Raw genomic sequence first — 17173 nt, 5'->3', positions numbered from 1 at the left:
GATAAGTCGATGAATCTCTGAGGGAGAGTCCATCGATTTTTTTGATGTTCTTATATTCAGAATATATTCAGTGACACATTTTATAATGAATTGACGAGTATCGACTTTATTTGCAGCAAGAAAACATTACATTTATTTACATCAATCGATTCGGAAAATAACAGCTTTGTATGAGTTTGACTTGTGATACCAATTTCAATCGGTTGCATGCCAACGAGCGAAAAAAAGGAGGGAACGTTTAGGAAGTGATTTGATATTTTACCCAGGAATAAGAAAATGTGAGGCGAAGATTTGAAAATGAAAAAGTTTAAAAAACCGCTATTATTATTACTCATGCTCATATTCGTATTGAATATGGCAATGCCCACTTCGTTAATTTTGGCTAATGTTGAACCCGAGAGTCTTGTGACGAAGAACCAGGAAGTGACAACTGAAGGAAACGGGAATAAATTAAATCCACTGAATCCTGTCGGTCAAGTCATTCAAGAAAACCTCATCAAAGGCGTGAAGATGTACGATCAAAAGCCTATTATTAATCCTGACGACGGTTCCTTCACACCAGCTGGCAATGAAATACAGACTGTTCGTCCAAAAGTCAAAGATGAAGTGGCTATTATTTATGACTGGTCCTTGCCTGATGGTCATAAGTATGAGAATGGTTCCACCTATACGTTTAAACTCCCTAAAGAGTTTGTGACAAACAATATTCGACCAGGCAAATTGACAGGTGGTGTTGGAACATATGTTGTATCTCCAGAAGGAGAAGTGACATTTAAATTCGATAACATTATTCAAGGTCAAGAATTAAGCGGCCAATTCTATGTGTGGGTAGCATTTGATGAGTCCAAACTGGAAGAAGGCTTGAAGCAGAAAATTGATTTTACATCCGTTGGTCAAGTTGCTATTGAAGTTAATTTTAAGAACACGGCCGAAGATAAGCTTAAGAAATCAGGCGTAGCCAATAAAAACAATTTTAATTCTGACGAAATCGCATGGACTGTTGACTTTAATCAGGGTGAAAAAGAAATTAAAAATGCTAAGCTTGAAGATACTCTTCCAGCTGATCTGACCCTGAAAGGGAACATCGAAATTCGTGAGTTAATCGTTCAACGCGATGGTTCCGTCAAAGCAGGGCCTACTGTTATTCGTACGGAAACTGCGTTCCCAATTAATTTAGGTGATATTAACAAAGCAATCCGAATCACCTACACGACAAGTGTTAAGGCTCCAACAACAGCACCTTTCAAGAATCGGCCTTTCGAGAATAAAGTTGTGTTAACCGGAAATGATGGGAAAATTAACGAAACGGATATTGGAAAAGCAACGATAAGCTTTAATGAACCACTTGCCAAGTCGGCTATTAACTATGATCAAACCACGCAAACGATCACTTGGAGAGTGCAATACAATTTTAATCAACAAAACATTATCAAAGACAATGCTTGGATAGAAGACAGATATGATACAACCAAACAAGAGTTGGTAGCCAATTCCTTGGTAGTGAAAACTGTGGACATCAATAGTGGGGGTTCAGCTACTATCGATACTAAACCTATTGATCCGAGTGAATATACAATAACAAGAGTCGTCGAAAAGGTTGTCGAAAATGGTGTCGAAAAAGATTCTGATAAAGGATTCAAGCTGCATTTTAAGGATGGCATTAATAAAGCTTATGTAATCGAATATCAGACTAAGGCCTTAAATCGGATCTATAAAGACGAAACTGTATCCAATCAGGTGAAAATTTATGATGGTACGACTAAAACAGGTGGAACAGGTATCAATGAAGTCATTTTTGCGAAAAGTGTAAGCAAAGAAGACTTTAAAAACAAAACAATTGAGTGGAAAATCGTCCTGAATCGAGACTTGAAGGATATGACTGACGTCGTAATTACAGATGATTACGAGGGAAGACATATGAAGTTGGTTCCAGATAGTTTGAAGATCAGTGGAACCAATAGTGACGATTTTGTACTTGTTCCAATTGATGGAGACCCGGAGTTCACGAAGGGATTTAGAATCGAATTAAAGGCAGGAGTGACGATTCACTCCTTGCACGAGTTGACCTATGTCACGAAGTTCGATCCTACGGCGGGAGTGCCGAAAGATAATGTGTACAGAAATGACGCAACTCTGAATTGGAAAGAGGGCAACGTTCCTCAAAATCCAATTACAAAGTATGCGGTTGTAATACCGCAAAGCTATACGAAAGAGAATGGAAATAAAAAAGGTGAATATAACGCCAAGGAGAAAACCATCACTTGGACGATAGACGTGAACTACAATCTTTTTGATATTAAGAATGCGATCATTAAAGATACGTACACGGGCGATCAAACCTTTGTAGAAAAATCTCTAACCGTGAATAAATTGACGCTGGATACGGCAAATAATAAAATTGAACCAGGCGATTCTATTCCAATTGCAGATGGAAATTTCAAGCTAAATGACGATGGCAAAGGCTTTGTACTGAATCTCGGCAAGATTGGTAAAGAGGCTTATCGGATTACGTATAAGACCAGTCTGGACGGGAAATTCCCGGTTGTAGGAGAGTATTCCAACCATGCAACCATGGAGGATGGCGAAGGTGGTACTGTAAGATTTGACCAATCAGCCAAGGTAGAGCCTAAACATGGCGGCGAATACATTAACAAATCAGGTCAGCAAAAAGGTAAAAGTGATCTTGCTTCCTGGTCCATCTCTATCAACCCGAGTCAGTCGTATATCGATGCAGGTTCCAAATTGACTGATACATTATCAGCCAATCAAATTTTGCTTAAAGATTCGATCAAGCTGTATGAGACAAAAATCCCTGAAGATAATTTGGGTAATGTGTCGGTAAAAGGTGACTTGGTTAAAAAAGACGAGTATGATCTAGTGGTAGACGGCAATACACTTACTTTAACATTTAAGAAGTCACTGAATACTGCCTACATCCTAGAGTATGAGTCGTTCATTAACGAGGATAGCGACAAGAGAATTCAAAATGAGGCGGAATTTGCAGGTAAGACTTCTTCTGTCATCGGTGGCGATGGTCAAAAAGGTATTAAAGTTTCTTTAGCTGGAGCGGGCGGGGGAGCGTCTACGGGCAAAGGCAAGATTAAAATTGTCAAAGTAGATGATCGGGATGTTCCAATTCAGGGCGTTGTCTTTGAACTTTACAACGCTTCTGGAACGACGCTTCTAGAAACGCTTAAGCCTACGGATGCAAATGGCGAAGTGGAAACAACTAGAGATTACAGAGCCAATGATACGGCAGGTTTGCCTTATAAATTAAAAGAAGTATCCGCACCTAACGGTTATCTAATTGATGCGGAATACGGGGCTGCAACTGGAAAAACGATTACATTCAAAGATCCTAAGGTACCTTTTAAGATTACGAACAAGATCATACGCCAAGGGTTTGAATTAACGAAAGTGGATTCCGTTGATTCCACGAAGAAACTAAAAGGCGCGGTGTTCGAATTACGCTTAAATGGCAAGCCGATTGACACATTGACTACTGGTGTGGATGGCAGAATTGCAAAAGGCGATTTGGCAGCGGGAGACTATGAATTAGTCGAAGTAACGGCTCCGGATTATTATGTAAAAGATGCAACACCAATTCCTGTGAAAATTGTAGAGAATCAAACCGAGATCTTGACTTTGTCCAAAACGAACGTATTAGGCTCGGGCGGTAAGCTGATCCTAACGAAAGTCGATGCGAAAGATCATAAGGTGATAGCAGGAGTCGAATTTGAACTGCGTGATCATAAAGATGCTGTTATAGCCAAGAAGAAGACTGATGACAAAGGTATCATCGAGTTCACGAATCTGCCTTATGGGATGTATTCACTGGTAGAGACGGAAGCTAAAGGGTATGTCATTGAAAAAGCAGTAACCGAAGTACCTATTAAGAAGCTAGAAACAAGCTTGGTGATTGAAAACAAAGCAAATGATCGTTCAGTCAAATTAACAAAATACAATTCGAATAAAAGTCAAAAGCTTCAAGGTGCTGTTTTTGAGCTAAGAGGTTTATCAACAGCTACGGATATGAGTGGAAACCCGATTTACAAAGTTGTTGCAGGTATCGATCCGGCTCATCTTACAACAGATAAGAATGGTGAATTGTCATTAAGTAATTTGGAACCAAATAAGTATCAATTGGTCGAAATTACAGCACCTGCTGGGTACTTATTAGACAAAACACCAATCGAATTTGAGATCACAAACAAGCAAACGGAACACGTCTTGGTGGAGAAGATAAATAAAAGAAAACCTTCTGAACCAGATGAACCGGGTACGGATGTTGATCCAGGTACGAAGCCGCCGGTAGATCCGAATAAGCCTGTTGATCCAGGTACGAAGCCACCGGTAGATCCGAATAAGCCTGTTGATCCAGGTACGAAACCACCAGTAGATCCTGAGGTGGAGAAACCTGTTACACCTGAGAAGCCTATAGATAATGGAACAACAGTGCCAGATACATCTGCTGATGGTAATGGTGAAGTGTCGAAAGACAACACAACCAACAAGAATAAAGATTCTAACGGTAAAGATTATAATGGTAAAGGTACGGGAACAACACTTCCGCAGACGGGAGAAACAAGTCAATTGCCACTTCAAGTAACAGGTATTGCCTTGATCGTGCTAGGTGGACTTCTGTTGCTTTTCAGAAGGAAACGACTGTCGCATAAATAACACCATAATAACAAGAGAGGCTTCTCACAAGTTCAATGGAACTTGGGTAGAGAAGCCTCTTTCTTATGAAATAAACGAGGTTATAATTTACGATATTTCTTCAATGCAAAAATGTTCAGCACGATAAAAATAATCGCAAACAAAGCGAGAATGAGAATGTCAAAGCTGACTTCACTTAATCCATAGCCCTTATACATGATCCCTTTTAGCGCGTCCGCTGCATAATAAAGTGGCATAATTTTGCCCAATGCTTGCAACCAGACCGCCATATTATCGAGTGGAAGGATGCCCGAGAAAAAGACTTGCGGAACGACAACGAGCGGGATAAATTGAATCATTTGAAATTCAGATGAAGCGAAAGTAGACAGCAGAATGCCAAGAGTCAAGGCGACAAAGGCCACGATGAGATTGATTAGAATGACATGCCAGATGGAGCCGACAAGAACAAGATCAAGTACATGAATAGAGTACAGCGCCACGATGATCGTCTGGATGACAGCAAAGATTCCATACCCGACCAAGTAACCAATAATGATCTCACTTCTGCGAATGGGTGTGGACATCAGTCGTTCCAGCGTACCTGTCATTCTCTCGCGTAAGAGACCAATACCAGAGATGAGGAAGACAAAGAAGAATACGAAGAATCCGACAAGAATGGGGCCAAGTATATCAAAAAAGCTAGTATTTGCATCTCCATATATATAATGGACGGGTATGCTGGGTGCCTGCAAATTTGAGGTTACTCCCATAAGCTTTGCTTGCCCTAAAGCGGCTATTATTTGCTGTACCTTCATTTGCAGCATTTTGGAAGTGGAAGGGTCACTATTCTGGAGCGTTAGTTCGATCTTCCCATCGGTAAGCGCAAGAAGACCATCGAGATTATCTTTTGTGACGGTATCATTTGAGAGTTGATCGTATGGATGAACCTCGATGTCTGCCTTCTCCAGTGCTTGAACAATGCTGCTGTCCACGTGATATACACCAAGCTTTGGTGCTGTGGCTCCACTGTTAAAGATTAGATACATCAGGGTTAGGACGAGCAGAGGAGCAACAAACAATAAGGCAAGTGTCCGTTTATCTCGGATCATCTGGAATAGGATTCGTTTAATTAACGCTGTAATTCTCATACCTCTATCCCTCCTGCTTTTAAGAAGACGGCTTCTAAGTTGTCAGCCTCATAATGTGTTTTGAGTTCGGCGGGGGATCCTTCAGTCAAAATGCGACCGTTTCGTATCATCGCCAAGTGGTCACATTTTTCCGCTTCATCCATGACATGCGTTGTAATCAGGATGGTTTTCTGCTCTTCATTTTTCAATCGCAGCAGTTCGTTCCAGATTGTCATTCTGAGTTCAGGATCAATTCCGACGGTCGGTTCATCCAGAATGAGAATCTGTGGATCTTGGATTAAAGCAATGGCAAGGGATAAGCGGCGCTTCATACCACCGGAGTAAGCTGATACTTTTTTCGTTAATTGCTCGGTCAGATTGACTAAGCCGGCCGCATAAGCGATACGACTCTTTTGCTCTACCTTCTTCAATTTGAATAGTGAAGCGAAGAAAGCAAGGTTCTCGGCACCAGTTAGTTCTTCATAAAGTGCATCGGATTGCGCCATATAACCGATACTTTGAAGTACTTCTAAATTTGGCATTCGCTTACCGAGGACGGTAACGGTGCCAGTCTCCGTTTGATCCATACCGACTATCGTTTTGACAATTGTTGTCTTACCCGCTCCTGATGGACCAATTATTCCGTAAATTTGCCCGCTTTTCACTTCGATATTAATATCCTCTATGACCGTTTTCTTACGGAAGCTTTTACTAATGTCATGCAGTTGTATGGTTGTAACCATTCTTAATAACATCCTTCCATCTTCAAATGAGGAATCTCTTTCAATTTAGAATAGGGGCATGGTTCTGTCAATGAGAACAAGCTTGTTAAAGTCTAGCTAGTATTGGTAATATCTAGATAAGAATATGAGAAATCATGTACTTGAACTTTTTTTGTTACAAAAGGAGGTTTGCACGATGTTACACATAACAGAGGATAATGGCGGGGTGCCAATCGATCGACAAGAGGTAATTAAGGGATTGCGTGCTTTTAATTACAGCCACATATCGGAGGCAATTCGAGATAACAGTCAAGAGATTAATTTGTATGTAAGAGATGAAGAAGATGTTATTCGTGGTGGATTATTAGCTTCTTATCATTGGGATTTTCTTGAAGTACATATTCTTTGGCTGGACGAATCAGTACGAGGTGGTCGTTATGGCAGCAAGCTGCTAAGTATTATTGAGGCTAAGGCACGGGAACTGAATTGTGTTCTTATTAAGCTGGACACACTTAGTTTCCAAGCACTCGATTTCTATAAAAAGAATGGGTTTACTGTGTACGGTCAGATTGATGATGTAGCTGGGGGCAATACGCACTACTACTTGATGAAACGGCTGTAATTGGGTAGTCAAAAGGGCATCTGTTCCACAGGTGCCCTTTACTTGGTACAAAGCCATTTGTCATCCTATTTACTATGCTTTCAAATTGTCACAGTACACATGCATCGCTTCACGAAGAAAGGCAGCAAGCCCCTCTTTGTGCTTATCGATATTCGCTGTAAATCGTTCGTCCATGACATACAAATCTCCAAGACCATAGAAAATCTCAGGCGTACAATCATAGAAATTAGTCGTAATCCACTGTCTAAGCGCAGCGACGGCTTCTTGCACCATCGGGTCATCGGGACCATTGTCCATTCCAGCGATCACTTTGGCGTAAATCCGCTCATTTTCACCCATAATGTGGGACCAATCACCCTTGGAATACGCATTCGTGCGTTTATTGACAGCATCCATTGTCGAGTCTCCGTATTTCTCACGCGCTTCAGCTTCATACTTATTTTTGTGCTCCTCGATTGCTGACATGTCGAATCCTTCGAACATTTCTTGTTTACTCATTTGGCTTCCTCCTTCAAGCGCTTCTATCGTATTATTCACGGTCTGAATGATGTCTTCAAGCCGTTTTTTCTTTTGTTCCAATAACTCTTTATGGGTAAGTAATGCCTGTTTCTGATCAAATTCGGGGCTGTCTAATATCCGCTTAATTTCCTCTAAAGAAAATCCAATCTCTTTGAAAAATAAAATGTGCTGTAATCGCTTCAGTTCATGCTCGGTATACAGTCGATATCCCGCTTGATTGACCGATTGCGGTGTAAGCAGATCAATTTCGTCATAGTGATGAAGCGTCCGGACACTTACACCTGCTATATCAGCTACTTCCTTTACTTTGTAAGTCAATTTCTCACCTCCACAAGATTCATCATACAGCCTCACGTAACGTTAGAGTCAACAAAAAGGTAGATACAAATGTAATCGATCAGACACATAGCTAGTCTGCATAAATGTCCAAGTCCCCTCATATGCATGTACCAAGGAGGCTGAGTGGTGAACAGTGAATGTTAGGTAGATCCTATTTCATTCGCTGGCCGGAAGCCCAATTTGAAATTTATTAGGTTGAGGGGATGAGGAAATGCGCCGAATTACGTGGATCATGTCAATCGTGATTTGTTTGGCGGTCGTATTGTCAGGCTGTGGGCAGAGGAATGCAGGATCGGTAGTAAAAGATTTGAATGAAAAAATGACAAAGCTAGACAGCTACCAAGGTTCTGGTCGCATGGTGGTGCAGTCTGGGGCTCAGCCGCAGGAGTATAAAGTAGAAGTGTGGTATCAGACTCCAAATTATTACCGCATTGCATTAACGAATCAAGAACGCGACATTACACAAATCGTACTTCGTAACGATGAAGGTGTGTACGTCTTAACTCCACAATTGAATAAAAGCTTTCGCTTCCAAAGCAATTGGCCAGATAATCAAGGACAAGTGTATTTGTATCAATCTTTAGTGAAGAGCATTGTGGATGATCAAGAACGTCAATTTACATCGGACGATAAGTCTTATGTGTTTGATGTTGCAGCGAATTACAGCACAGGTACACTTACTCGTCAAAAGGTTTGGATCGATAAGAAATCCTTACAACCACAAAAGGTTGAAGTGTCTGACGGCAATCAGAATGTCGTGGTGAAACTTGAATTTACCCAATTTGAATTTAATAAGAAGTTTGAAAAAGATTCTTTTGATATGAAGCGCAACATGACTTCGGAAAACCTGAAGTCGATGCAGACGCTATCTCAAAATGGTAGCAAGGATGTACCAAGTAAAGAAGTTGGTTTAGTTGAACCGGGATACACTCCAAAAGGTGTTGCGCAAAAGGCCATTACGCCAACACAATACGGGGAAGACAAAGGACTGCTGCTCAGTTATCAAGGCAAATACAACTATAACCTGTTAGAAACGAAACCGCAGGAGAAAGCAGCCTCGACGAACCTCCAAGGTGAAGTAATAGATCTAGGTTTTACGATGGGTGTTTTGCTGGGTGATGAGAAACGTACGCTGTCTTGGATGCATAATGGAGTTGAATACCATTTAACGACTGGAGATTTACCAGTTAATGAGATGATTAACGTTGCCAAGTCTGTAGAAGGACCGATGACGAAGTAAAACATAGTAAAAGCAGACAGTTTTTATTGACACTCGGCGCTTTTAAGGATTAACATAAGACAATAAAAGTGGGGGAAGGACTCAAATTGAGTTCTTCCCTTATCCTGCATAAAGACGGAGTGGGTGAAGAAATGGAGCATTTTTATAGACCAACATGGGTAGAAATTTCATTAGATGCTTTACAGCATAATATACAGCAATTTCGTCAGGCATTGTCGGATGATGTGCGAATCATGGCCGTTGTTAAAGCAGATGCATATGGTCATGGTGCATTAGAAGTTGCAAAGGAAGCAGCGCGCAATGGCATTGATTATCTAGCTGTGGCATTTTTAGATGAAGCACTGCAGTTAAGACAGGCAGGTGTGAAAACACCAATTCTCGTTCTTGGTTATACGCCGCAAGAAGGTATTGAACTTGCAATCAAACATAATATTACACTTAATGTATATAGTGAAGATCTATTAGAAGCCTTGGAACATATAGAATGTAATAACACACTCAAGATCCATATCAAGTTGGATACAGGTATGGGAAGGCTGGGCTTGCATGACAAAGTGGATGCTGTTGCGTTAATTGAGCGCGCGATGTCGATTCCTCATGTGGAAGTAGAAGGTCTATTTACGCATTACGCCTGTGCAGATGAGGTGGACAAGGCATATACCTATCAGCAGCATGCGAAGTTTCAAGAAGTTGTAGATCATTTTGAGGCAAAAGGAATCACGTTTCCCCTTCTGCATGCAGGCAATAGCGCCACAGGTATCGATGTTCCAGAGCTAGCGCATAATATGGTAAGACTGGGAATTAGTATGTATGGGATGTACCCGTCAGAAGAAGTAAACAAAGAGCAAATTAGATTGAAACCTGTATTAAGTTTAAAAACGAAGATTGTGCATCTCCAAACACTCCCGCCTAACTCTGGTGTGAGCTATGGAAGCATCTATCATACAACCGATTATGAGCGTATTGCGACATTACCTATCGGCTATGCGGATGGATATTCCCGAATGCTGTCTACTAAAGTGGAGGCTTTAGTCGGTGGGGAGCGTCGACCCATTATTGGGCGTATTTGTATGGATCAGTGCATGCTGCAAGTCGATGGTGTTGCGGATGTGCAAATGGGGGATGAGGTCGTACTCATTGGTGCGCAAGGCAATGAAATGATTTCCGTTGAAGAGATCGCAGCTTTACTTGGTACGATTAATTATGAAGTTGTATGTATGTTTTCTCAGCGTATTCCTCGCATATACACACGTGATGGCAAAGAAATTAAAGTCATCAATACCTTGCAAGTTGTTGAATAAGCGTATAGCATAATTGATATACGCACTGCATATATTATCTTTTGTATAAATTTGCATGATGAACACCATAATGGTAATATGTTTATGTAGTGTGTTGTTCTGGGGGTGCAATAAGGATGAGCAATGCTCATAATACGAAGAGAATAATGATCTCTTTACCAGATTATTTACTTCAAGAAGTGGACGGCATTGTAAGGAAAGAAAATTCAAACCGCAGCGAATTCATTCGTCAGGCTATGAAGCTGTATCTTATTGAGCGCAAGAAACGGGTTATTCGCGAGTCTATGCAGCGCGGTTATCTGGAGATGGCGAAAATTAATTTACATTTAGCTTCAGAGGCATTTTTGGCGGAGGCTGAGGCGGATGTTACGCTCCATCGCTTAGTGAGCGGGGTGTAGACCTTGATCGTAAAACGCGGAGATGTGTTTTTTGCTGATCTTTCACCTGTTGTTGGTTCTGAACAGGGAGGTATTCGTCCGGTTCTCATTATTCAAAATGATATCGGAAACAGATTTAGTCCTACCGTCATTATTGCGGCTATTACTGCGCAAATCCAGAAAGCTAAGCTACCCACCCATGTGGAAATTGACGCTGAAGTTCATGGCTTCGATCGTGATTCCGTCATTTTGCTTGAACAGCTTCGGACAATCGATAAACAGCGTCTGACAGATAAGATTACTCATCTCGATGAGGATACGATGCGAAAAGTCGATGACGGACTACAGGTCAGTCTAGGTTTAATCGAATTTTAATTTAAGAATGCACACGAGGGACTGAAGGGTTCCTCCTTTTTTTTGCGAAATAAAGAGTATAGCATCATCCATATCTATGCAAAGCGAACTTTGGAAGCGGGGAACGACATGAATAAAGATGCAGGTATTGCAACGAATGAAGTAGAAGCCGATAAAGCCAAGCAGCAGTTAGAAACCGAAGCAAGTATTATGAAAAGAATTGCCACGGAGCTAAGCTTGCCCCATGGTAAAGTCAAAACGACAGTAGGACTGCTCGATGAAGGGAATACGATTCCTTTTATCGCTCGTTATCGGAAGGAAATGACAGGTGAGCTTGATGAGAATCAGCTTCGTGACATTGAAGAGCGTCTACGTTACTTACGTGGTCTAGAGGAGCGTAAGAATGATGTCATCCGATCGATTCAGGAACAAGGAAAGTTAACACCTGAACTTGAGCAAGCGATTCAAGCTGCAGTGAAGCTGCAAGAAGTAGAAGATTTATATCGACCTTATAAACAAAAGCGGAAGACACGTGCCTCGGTTGCCAAAGAACGTGGACTTGAGCCGCTTGCAGAATGGATCATTTCACAGCCTCGCAGCGGAGTTCTAACGGATGAAGCTGCTCAATATATTGATGCAGACAAGGGTGTTACGACATCGGAAGAAGCCATTCAAGGCGCTATGGACATCATTGCCGAGATGCTGGCTGATGATGCGAAAATTCGCACTTGGGTGCGTAGGTTTACTTTTGATCAAGGGATATTGCGAACAGAAGCAAAAGACACTTCTCAGGAATCCGTTTATGAGATGTATTATGCTTACCAAGAACCCGTGAAGCGTCTACCTCCTCACCGCACGCTTGCGATTAATCGAGGTGAACGGGAAGATGTACTAAAGACGGCCTTAGATGTCCCTGTGGATCGTATCCATGAGTGGATGGCAGGACAATGGATTCGCGGTGCTTCGATTGTGTCTGATGTACTTCGAGCAACCATTGAAGATGCTTATAAAAGATTGATCGCTCCTTCCATCGAGCGCGAAGTTCGCGGGGAGTTAACAGAGAAAGCGGAGCAGCATGCGATTAACATTTTCGCGGCTAATCTACGTAATTTATTATTACAGCCTCCAGTTAAAGGACATGTGGTGCTTGGCGTTGACCCTGCTTTCCGGACAGGCTGTAAGTTAGCTGTTGTGGATGAGACAGGTAAGATGCTTGAGGTTGCGGTGACTTATCCAACTCCACCTAATAATAAAGTGACCGAAGCGAAGAAAACTTTCCGCTTGCTCGTTGAACGTTATGCCGTACAGCTTATTGTAATTGGCAACGGAACGGCGTCACGGGAGACAGAGCAGTTTGTCGCAGAATTTATTCGTGAAATGGCAGATGTCGGTCATCATTTGCAATATTTAATTGTCAATGAAGCGGGAGCGAGTGTGTACTCTGCATCCAAGCTTGCTCAAGACGAGTTCCCAGATTTGGATGTAGCAGAGCGTAGCGCAGTGTCGATTGCTCGTAGGCTGCAGGACCCGTTAGCAGAGCTGGTGAAGATTGAACCGAAGGCTATTGGTGTTGGACAGTACCAGCACGACGTTTCTCAGAAACATCTGGAAGAGAGCTTAACTGCGGTTGTCGAATCTGCGGTTAACCATGTGGGCGTGGATGTAAACACGGCTTCAGCGGCGTTACTGTCTTATGTAGCAGGCGTAAATACGACGATTGCCAAAAATATTGTGAAACACCGGGATGAGATTGGGAAGTTCACAGGCCGTAAACAATTGCAGAAAGTACCCCGCTTAGGTGCCAAAACATATGAGCAGTGTATTGGTTTTATGCGCATCAGCGATGGGAAGGATGCATTGGATAACACACCGATTCATCCGGAGTCTTATGATGTCGTAGCTCGTCTATTACGTGAATTAGATATAAAATCAACAGAGCTTGGTTCACCGTCACTACGTGAACGTCTGACTTCCTTAAACGTAGAAGAAATAGCAACGAAGATGGATGTCGGTGTACCGACACTTAAAGATATATTGGATGCCTTGCAGCGTCCGGGCCGCGATCCACGTGAAGAGCTAGAACCACCAATCTTCCGTACAGATGTGCTGCAAATCGAAGATCTGACACCGGGCATGGAACTCCATGGTACGGTTCGCAATGTAATCGATTTTGGTGCATTCGTCGATATCGGCATCAAGAATGATGGGCTTGTCCATATTTCACAATTAAGCAATTCATTCGTGAAGCATCCGATGGATGTCGTCTCTGTAGGTGATGTCGTGAAAGTATGGGTCATGAGTGCTGATGTGAAAAAGGGTCGCGTATCGCTCACAATGAAAAACCCACATAAAGGCTAATCAAAAAAGCAGATGAAGCTGGATAACCAGCCTCATCTGCTTTTTGTATTTTCCGATTCTTTGTCTGCATGTAATTTCGCTCTGTAGAAAAACCAAGATTCGTTTAACATTCGAATTTGCTTCCGGTTTTTGGTCGCATACGCCCGCATTAATTGATTACACAGCCATTGTGGCATGAATTGTGCCATCTTTGTATCCCCTCCAGGGCTCATCTGCCAATCTGAGTAGTAACAGCATATGAGATAAATGTGGAGGGGGTGCAGGTCCGTTATTTTACAAGTAAACGATTGGTATTCTAGGCTTCCATCTCTTCTTCATACCATTGTTCGAGCTGCGCTTGCAAGGCACGAATTTCTGTTAATAAAGAAACGAGCGGGTAAATCTCCTCATTCACAGCGGCGAATGTCTGCTCTAGCGTATTGATATAGTCCAGACCGCCAATGACGGAATAATCCGCTTTGACAAGTTCAAGGTTCTCAAATTCTGCGATAACATGTGGAAGTGAAGGAATTTGTTCAGCCGTTAATTTCTCGACTTCTTTATGTAATCTACGGTTCAATGCTGTTAATTGATACATATGGGTAGCCGGCATTTCGACAAATTCCAGGCGGTCCCCATTTTGTAATAAGGCATATTTCATTTGTGGCATGATCGGACAAGCTCCTCTCGGAAGACGAATGATATAATAACTACTTGACAGTATAGCTGTTCAGAAGGTACAAATTCAAGAGATGAGCTTACATCTTAGGAGGTTCTGGCTTATGAATGATGAGCAGCTTCAACAATGGGTGGAGCGTATTTCAATAGAATCCTTTGGCTGGCCGTTCCGGCATAAAGCGACATTTAACAGCAGACTACGCTCGACGGGTGGTCGATATTTTACAAAATCACATAATATCGAGATTTCCACGCTTCAACTGGAGAATAACGGTGTGGATGAAGTCGAGAAAATTATTAAGCACGAACTCTGCCATTACCACCTGCATATTCGGAAAATGGGCTATCAGCATCGTGATGCTGATTTTAAGCAGCTGCTTGCTAAGGTAGGTGGGACAAGATTCTGCCGTGCACTGCCGATCCCGCGTCAAGTTCAGCCCTACCGCTATCGCCTAGTTTGTGTGGATTGTTCGATGCAATATTTGCGTAAACGCAAGGTTGATGTACGAAAATATCGATGCGGCAAATGTCGTGGGAAATTGCAACTATCTATGCTTGACTCCGCATTTCATTCATGATAAATTATTTATTACATTCCCTGATAGCTCAGTTGGTAGAGCACACGACTGTTAATCGTGTTGTCACAGGTTCGAGCCCTGTTCGGGGAGCCATTTTTTTGGAGAGATACCCAAGTGGCTATAAGGGGACCCTCTGCTAAGGGGTTAGACTGCGTAAGCGGTGCGAGGGTTCGAATCCCTCTCTCTCCGCCATTCTTATTTGCAAATGGAAGTCGCATAGCGGCGGCTTTTTTTATTGGAGTGGGCGAGCGTACAACAGATTATAGCAATCCAGTATTTTCAATTAAAATAGTTGTTGAAATCATGCGGTGTATCGCTTATAATAACTTTTGTCGCTAAAAACGATCAGTCATTTATAATGACGACAAGGCCCGTTGGTCAAGGGGTTAAGACACCTCCCTTTCACGGAGGTAACAGGGGTTCGAATCCCCTACGGGTCACTTTTAGAGCCATTAGCTCAGTTGGTAGAGCACCTGACTTTTAATCAGGGTGTCGAAGGTTCGAGTCCTTCATGGCTCACTTTTATCTTTTGCGGTCGTGGTGGAACGGCAGACACGCTATCTTGAGGGGGTAGTGTCCCATGGACGTGCGGGTTCAAATCCCGCCGACCGCATACTAATACAGAGCAGAGAAAGCCTTGATACACAAGGCTTTTTTTGTTGTTCCATCTCAGAAAACGATCCAGAATACGATTGAAATATCTGTCCATTTTAATCATAAAAAATATCCCCTCTAAGTGTCACTCGAACCTCCATGATAACATGAGGGTTTTTTTGAATGTCTACTTAAAGGGGACAACACCATTACTTGATCGTATAAGGTAACTTGAATGTCCACAGCTCAGTGCCGTTCTCAGATGACGTACTGCCAATGCCGAAATCGTTGTCGTTGACAATTGCAATTGTATTTCCACCTACGAGAGATAAGCCTTCTATTTTCTCATAGGGGAATTTGAAAGCGACCAAATCCACAACAGTACGTTTGGAGGGAGGATTGATGGACCCAGATTTTAACTCTTCCACGCTCATTTGCTCTAGCGTTTTCCCATTTGTCTTGCTATCGTCATATTTGCCGAGAATGTTCGTAGCGACGGACAGGTCGATACTAAAGATACGTTTCAATTGAGCTTTGTCCCCCGTGTTTTTGTCGCGTTCGTCGATAAGCAAAGTATTTTCGCTAACTGCGACCATATCGGAGATCACGATATCCCCTTGATTCAATCCTTTGAATTGCTTTGCATCCTCTGTAACATAAACGAACTCGGATACAGGTTGCAATTTTGCCAAATCGAACTTAATGATTCGTAGTTGACGTGAATTGTCGGTATCCTTGTTTGGATTGCGAAGCGGGCTTTGCATCGCCATGAACATATATTTACCGTCCGGAGTAATGCTTATAGCCTCGGCACCTCGATTTTGTCTGAGCTTGTTGTATACGGCTGGCAATACTTCACGTGCTGGTACCAACGGTGTGGATACTTGGGCTGCCCAACCTTTTGGTACGATGCGCTCAATGATTGTGCCGTCACGTTTCACATGTACGATGGATGGACCGTATTCATCGGAAATCCAGAACGTATCACTCTTCGAATCATACGCAATCGCTTCAATGTCGAGGCCATACGGATCATAAGCAAGTTCTTTTTCTCCTTTAACGTCGTAAGGTGCTTCATCACGACCTTTGATATTTGGAAGTCCAGTAATGTTGGCTTTTCCTGTTACAGGGTCAACTCCACTCACTTTAAGAGGAATTTGATCGAGTATTTTTATTTGGTCGTTGGCAATTTCAATTTTGTAAATCGAAGGTGTGTAGTTAGGGAGTGGGAATGATTTGGCGCTTTTTCCATTTACAGTAATATCACCATTAGGACCGCGGTCCGCAGTAGAGTAGAAGATGTTGTCTGGATCACCCGGTAAGTGAATCAGCGATGAACCGATACCCATTTTGATCCCATCAGCTAGATCAGGTGCTACGAGTTTATACTTACCTGTAAGTGTCGGCTTATCCGTCAATGCTACGTTGCCACGGAACTCATCCCAATCCACATATTTACCAGTTGCTTCACCCATTGCGCGTACTGGCAAGTACAAACTTCCATCGATATTAACGGCTGGGGAGGCTGGGGACACGACTTCACCGTTGTTTGTGAATTTGGTTGCCTCCATAATTGTTCCTTTTAATTCTGCTGCGAATGCAATTCCTGTAGTCGTCGTTAGAGTGAGTGCAATCGAGGTGGCGACTATCCATTTCTTTTTCATTATCATTTCCTGTTCGACCCCTTTACTGAATGAATTGACCTTATTTTTCCAACGCAATACTG

14 protein-coding genes and 5 tRNA genes are annotated in these 17173 nt (G+C 42.4%); 13 read left to right on the top strand and 6 right to left on the bottom strand.

The window, feature by feature from the left end; translation table 11 throughout:
- Positions 1-297: 297 nt before the first annotated feature.
- A complete protein-coding gene (locus ACSBOP_RS17795; RefSeq protein ID WP_442601847.1) occupies positions 298-4680 on the top strand; it encodes a collagen binding domain-containing protein in 4383 nt (1460 codons plus the stop codon).
- A gap of 80 nt (positions 4681-4760) precedes the next feature.
- Here ACSBOP_RS17795 and ACSBOP_RS17790 read toward each other — a convergent pair whose 3' ends face one another.
- Entirely contained in the window at positions 4761-5807 is a 1047-nt protein-coding gene (locus ACSBOP_RS17790) for an ABC transporter permease (RefSeq protein ID WP_442601846.1), read from the bottom strand.
- Complete coding sequence (locus ACSBOP_RS17785; RefSeq protein WP_442601845.1) at positions 5804-6529, bottom strand: ABC transporter ATP-binding protein; 726 nt, start codon at positions 6527-6529, stop codon at positions 5804-5806. Before ACSBOP_RS17785 ends, ACSBOP_RS17790 begins: the two co-directional genes overlap by 4 nt.
- Positions 6530-6704: 175 nt before the next feature.
- On the opposite strand from ACSBOP_RS17785, the gene ACSBOP_RS17780 reads away from it, so the two are divergent.
- On the top strand, positions 6705-7130 hold the full coding sequence (locus ACSBOP_RS17780; RefSeq protein WP_442601844.1) for a GNAT family N-acetyltransferase: 426 nt from the start codon (positions 6705-6707) through the stop codon (positions 7128-7130).
- A gap of 72 nt (positions 7131-7202) precedes the next feature.
- Here the strand turns inward: ACSBOP_RS17780 and ACSBOP_RS17775 are convergent, their stop codons facing one another.
- Positions 7203-7967 (bottom strand): MerR family transcriptional regulator, encoded by a 765-nt coding sequence (locus tag ACSBOP_RS17775; RefSeq protein ID WP_442601843.1) that lies wholly within the window; start codon positions 7965-7967, stop codon positions 7203-7205.
- A gap of 232 nt (positions 7968-8199) precedes the next feature.
- Between ACSBOP_RS17775 and ACSBOP_RS17770 the strand changes: the two genes are divergently transcribed.
- The 5 genes from ACSBOP_RS17770 to ACSBOP_RS17750 all read left to right on the top strand — a co-directional run bounded on the left by ACSBOP_RS17770 (position 8200) and on the right by ACSBOP_RS17750 (position 13618).
- On the top strand, positions 8200-9228 hold the full coding sequence (locus ACSBOP_RS17770; protein ID WP_442601842.1) for a DUF4367 domain-containing protein: 1029 nt from the start codon (positions 8200-8202) through the stop codon (positions 9226-9228).
- A gap of 131 nt (positions 9229-9359) precedes the next feature.
- The gene (alr, locus tag ACSBOP_RS17765) at positions 9360-10529 is read left to right on the top strand and encodes an alanine racemase (RefSeq protein WP_442604519.1); all 1170 of its coding nucleotides are present in this window, start codon (positions 9360-9362) and stop codon (positions 10527-10529) included.
- Positions 10530-10645: 116 nt separating this feature from the next.
- Positions 10646-10927, top strand: a complete 282-nt coding sequence (locus ACSBOP_RS17760; protein WP_258207789.1) for a CopG family ribbon-helix-helix protein — start codon at positions 10646-10648, stop codon at positions 10925-10927.
- A gap of 3 nt (positions 10928-10930) precedes the next feature.
- Positions 10931-11281, top strand: a complete 351-nt coding sequence (locus ACSBOP_RS17755; protein WP_258207790.1) for a type II toxin-antitoxin system PemK/MazF family toxin — start codon at positions 10931-10933, stop codon at positions 11279-11281.
- A 108-nt stretch (positions 11282-11389) separates the two neighbouring features.
- Positions 11390-13618, top strand: a complete 2229-nt coding sequence (locus ACSBOP_RS17750) for a Tex family protein (protein ID WP_442601841.1) — start codon at positions 11390-11392, stop codon at positions 13616-13618.
- 32 nt (positions 13619-13650) lie between these two features.
- On the opposite strand, the gene cmpA is transcribed toward ACSBOP_RS17750, so the two are convergent.
- Together cmpA and ACSBOP_RS17740 are read right to left on the bottom strand one after the other, a co-directional pair.
- The gene (gene cmpA, locus ACSBOP_RS17745) at positions 13651-13794 is read right to left on the bottom strand and encodes a cortex morphogenetic protein CmpA (RefSeq protein WP_442604518.1); all 144 of its coding nucleotides are present in this window, start codon (positions 13792-13794) and stop codon (positions 13651-13653) included.
- Positions 13795-13913: 119 nt separating this feature from the next.
- The gene (locus tag ACSBOP_RS17740) at positions 13914-14267 is read right to left on the bottom strand and encodes a hydrolase/acyltransferase (RefSeq protein WP_442601840.1); all 354 of its coding nucleotides are present in this window, start codon (positions 14265-14267) and stop codon (positions 13914-13916) included.
- 112 nt (positions 14268-14379) lie between these two features.
- Between ACSBOP_RS17740 and ACSBOP_RS17735 the strand changes: the two genes are divergently transcribed.
- From ACSBOP_RS17735 to ACSBOP_RS17710, 6 genes are all read left to right on the top strand, one after another.
- On the top strand, positions 14380-14853 hold the full coding sequence (locus ACSBOP_RS17735) for a SprT family protein (protein WP_442601839.1): 474 nt from the start codon (positions 14380-14382) through the stop codon (positions 14851-14853).
- 17 nt (positions 14854-14870) lie between these two features.
- Positions 14871-14946: transfer RNA gene (locus ACSBOP_RS17730), tRNA-Asn, on the top strand.
- 7 nt (positions 14947-14953) lie between these two features.
- Positions 14954-15045: transfer RNA gene (locus tag ACSBOP_RS17725), tRNA-Ser, on the top strand.
- A 176-nt stretch (positions 15046-15221) separates the two neighbouring features.
- Positions 15222-15293, top strand: a tRNA-Glu gene (locus ACSBOP_RS17720).
- A 6-nt stretch (positions 15294-15299) separates the two neighbouring features.
- Positions 15300-15372: transfer RNA gene (locus tag ACSBOP_RS17715), tRNA-Lys, on the top strand.
- Positions 15373-15384: 12 nt separating this feature from the next.
- Positions 15385-15466: transfer RNA gene (locus ACSBOP_RS17710), tRNA-Leu, on the top strand.
- Between the two features lie 190 nt (positions 15467-15656).
- Here the strand turns inward: ACSBOP_RS17710 and ACSBOP_RS17705 are convergent.
- Positions 15657-17111: an esterase-like activity of phytase family protein gene (locus ACSBOP_RS17705; protein WP_442601838.1), complete on the bottom strand. Its 1455-nt coding sequence runs from the start codon at positions 17109-17111 to the stop codon at positions 15657-15659.
- Between the last annotated feature and the right edge of the window lie 62 nt (positions 17112-17173).

The organism is Paenibacillus sp. KN14-4R (genome assembly GCF_052180255.1).
Classification (GTDB): Bacteria; Bacillota; Bacilli; order Paenibacillales; family NBRC-103111; genus Paenibacillus_AM.
Note: the sequence above shows the minus strand (reverse complement) of the source record. Positions and strands in the feature narration are given on the sequence as shown.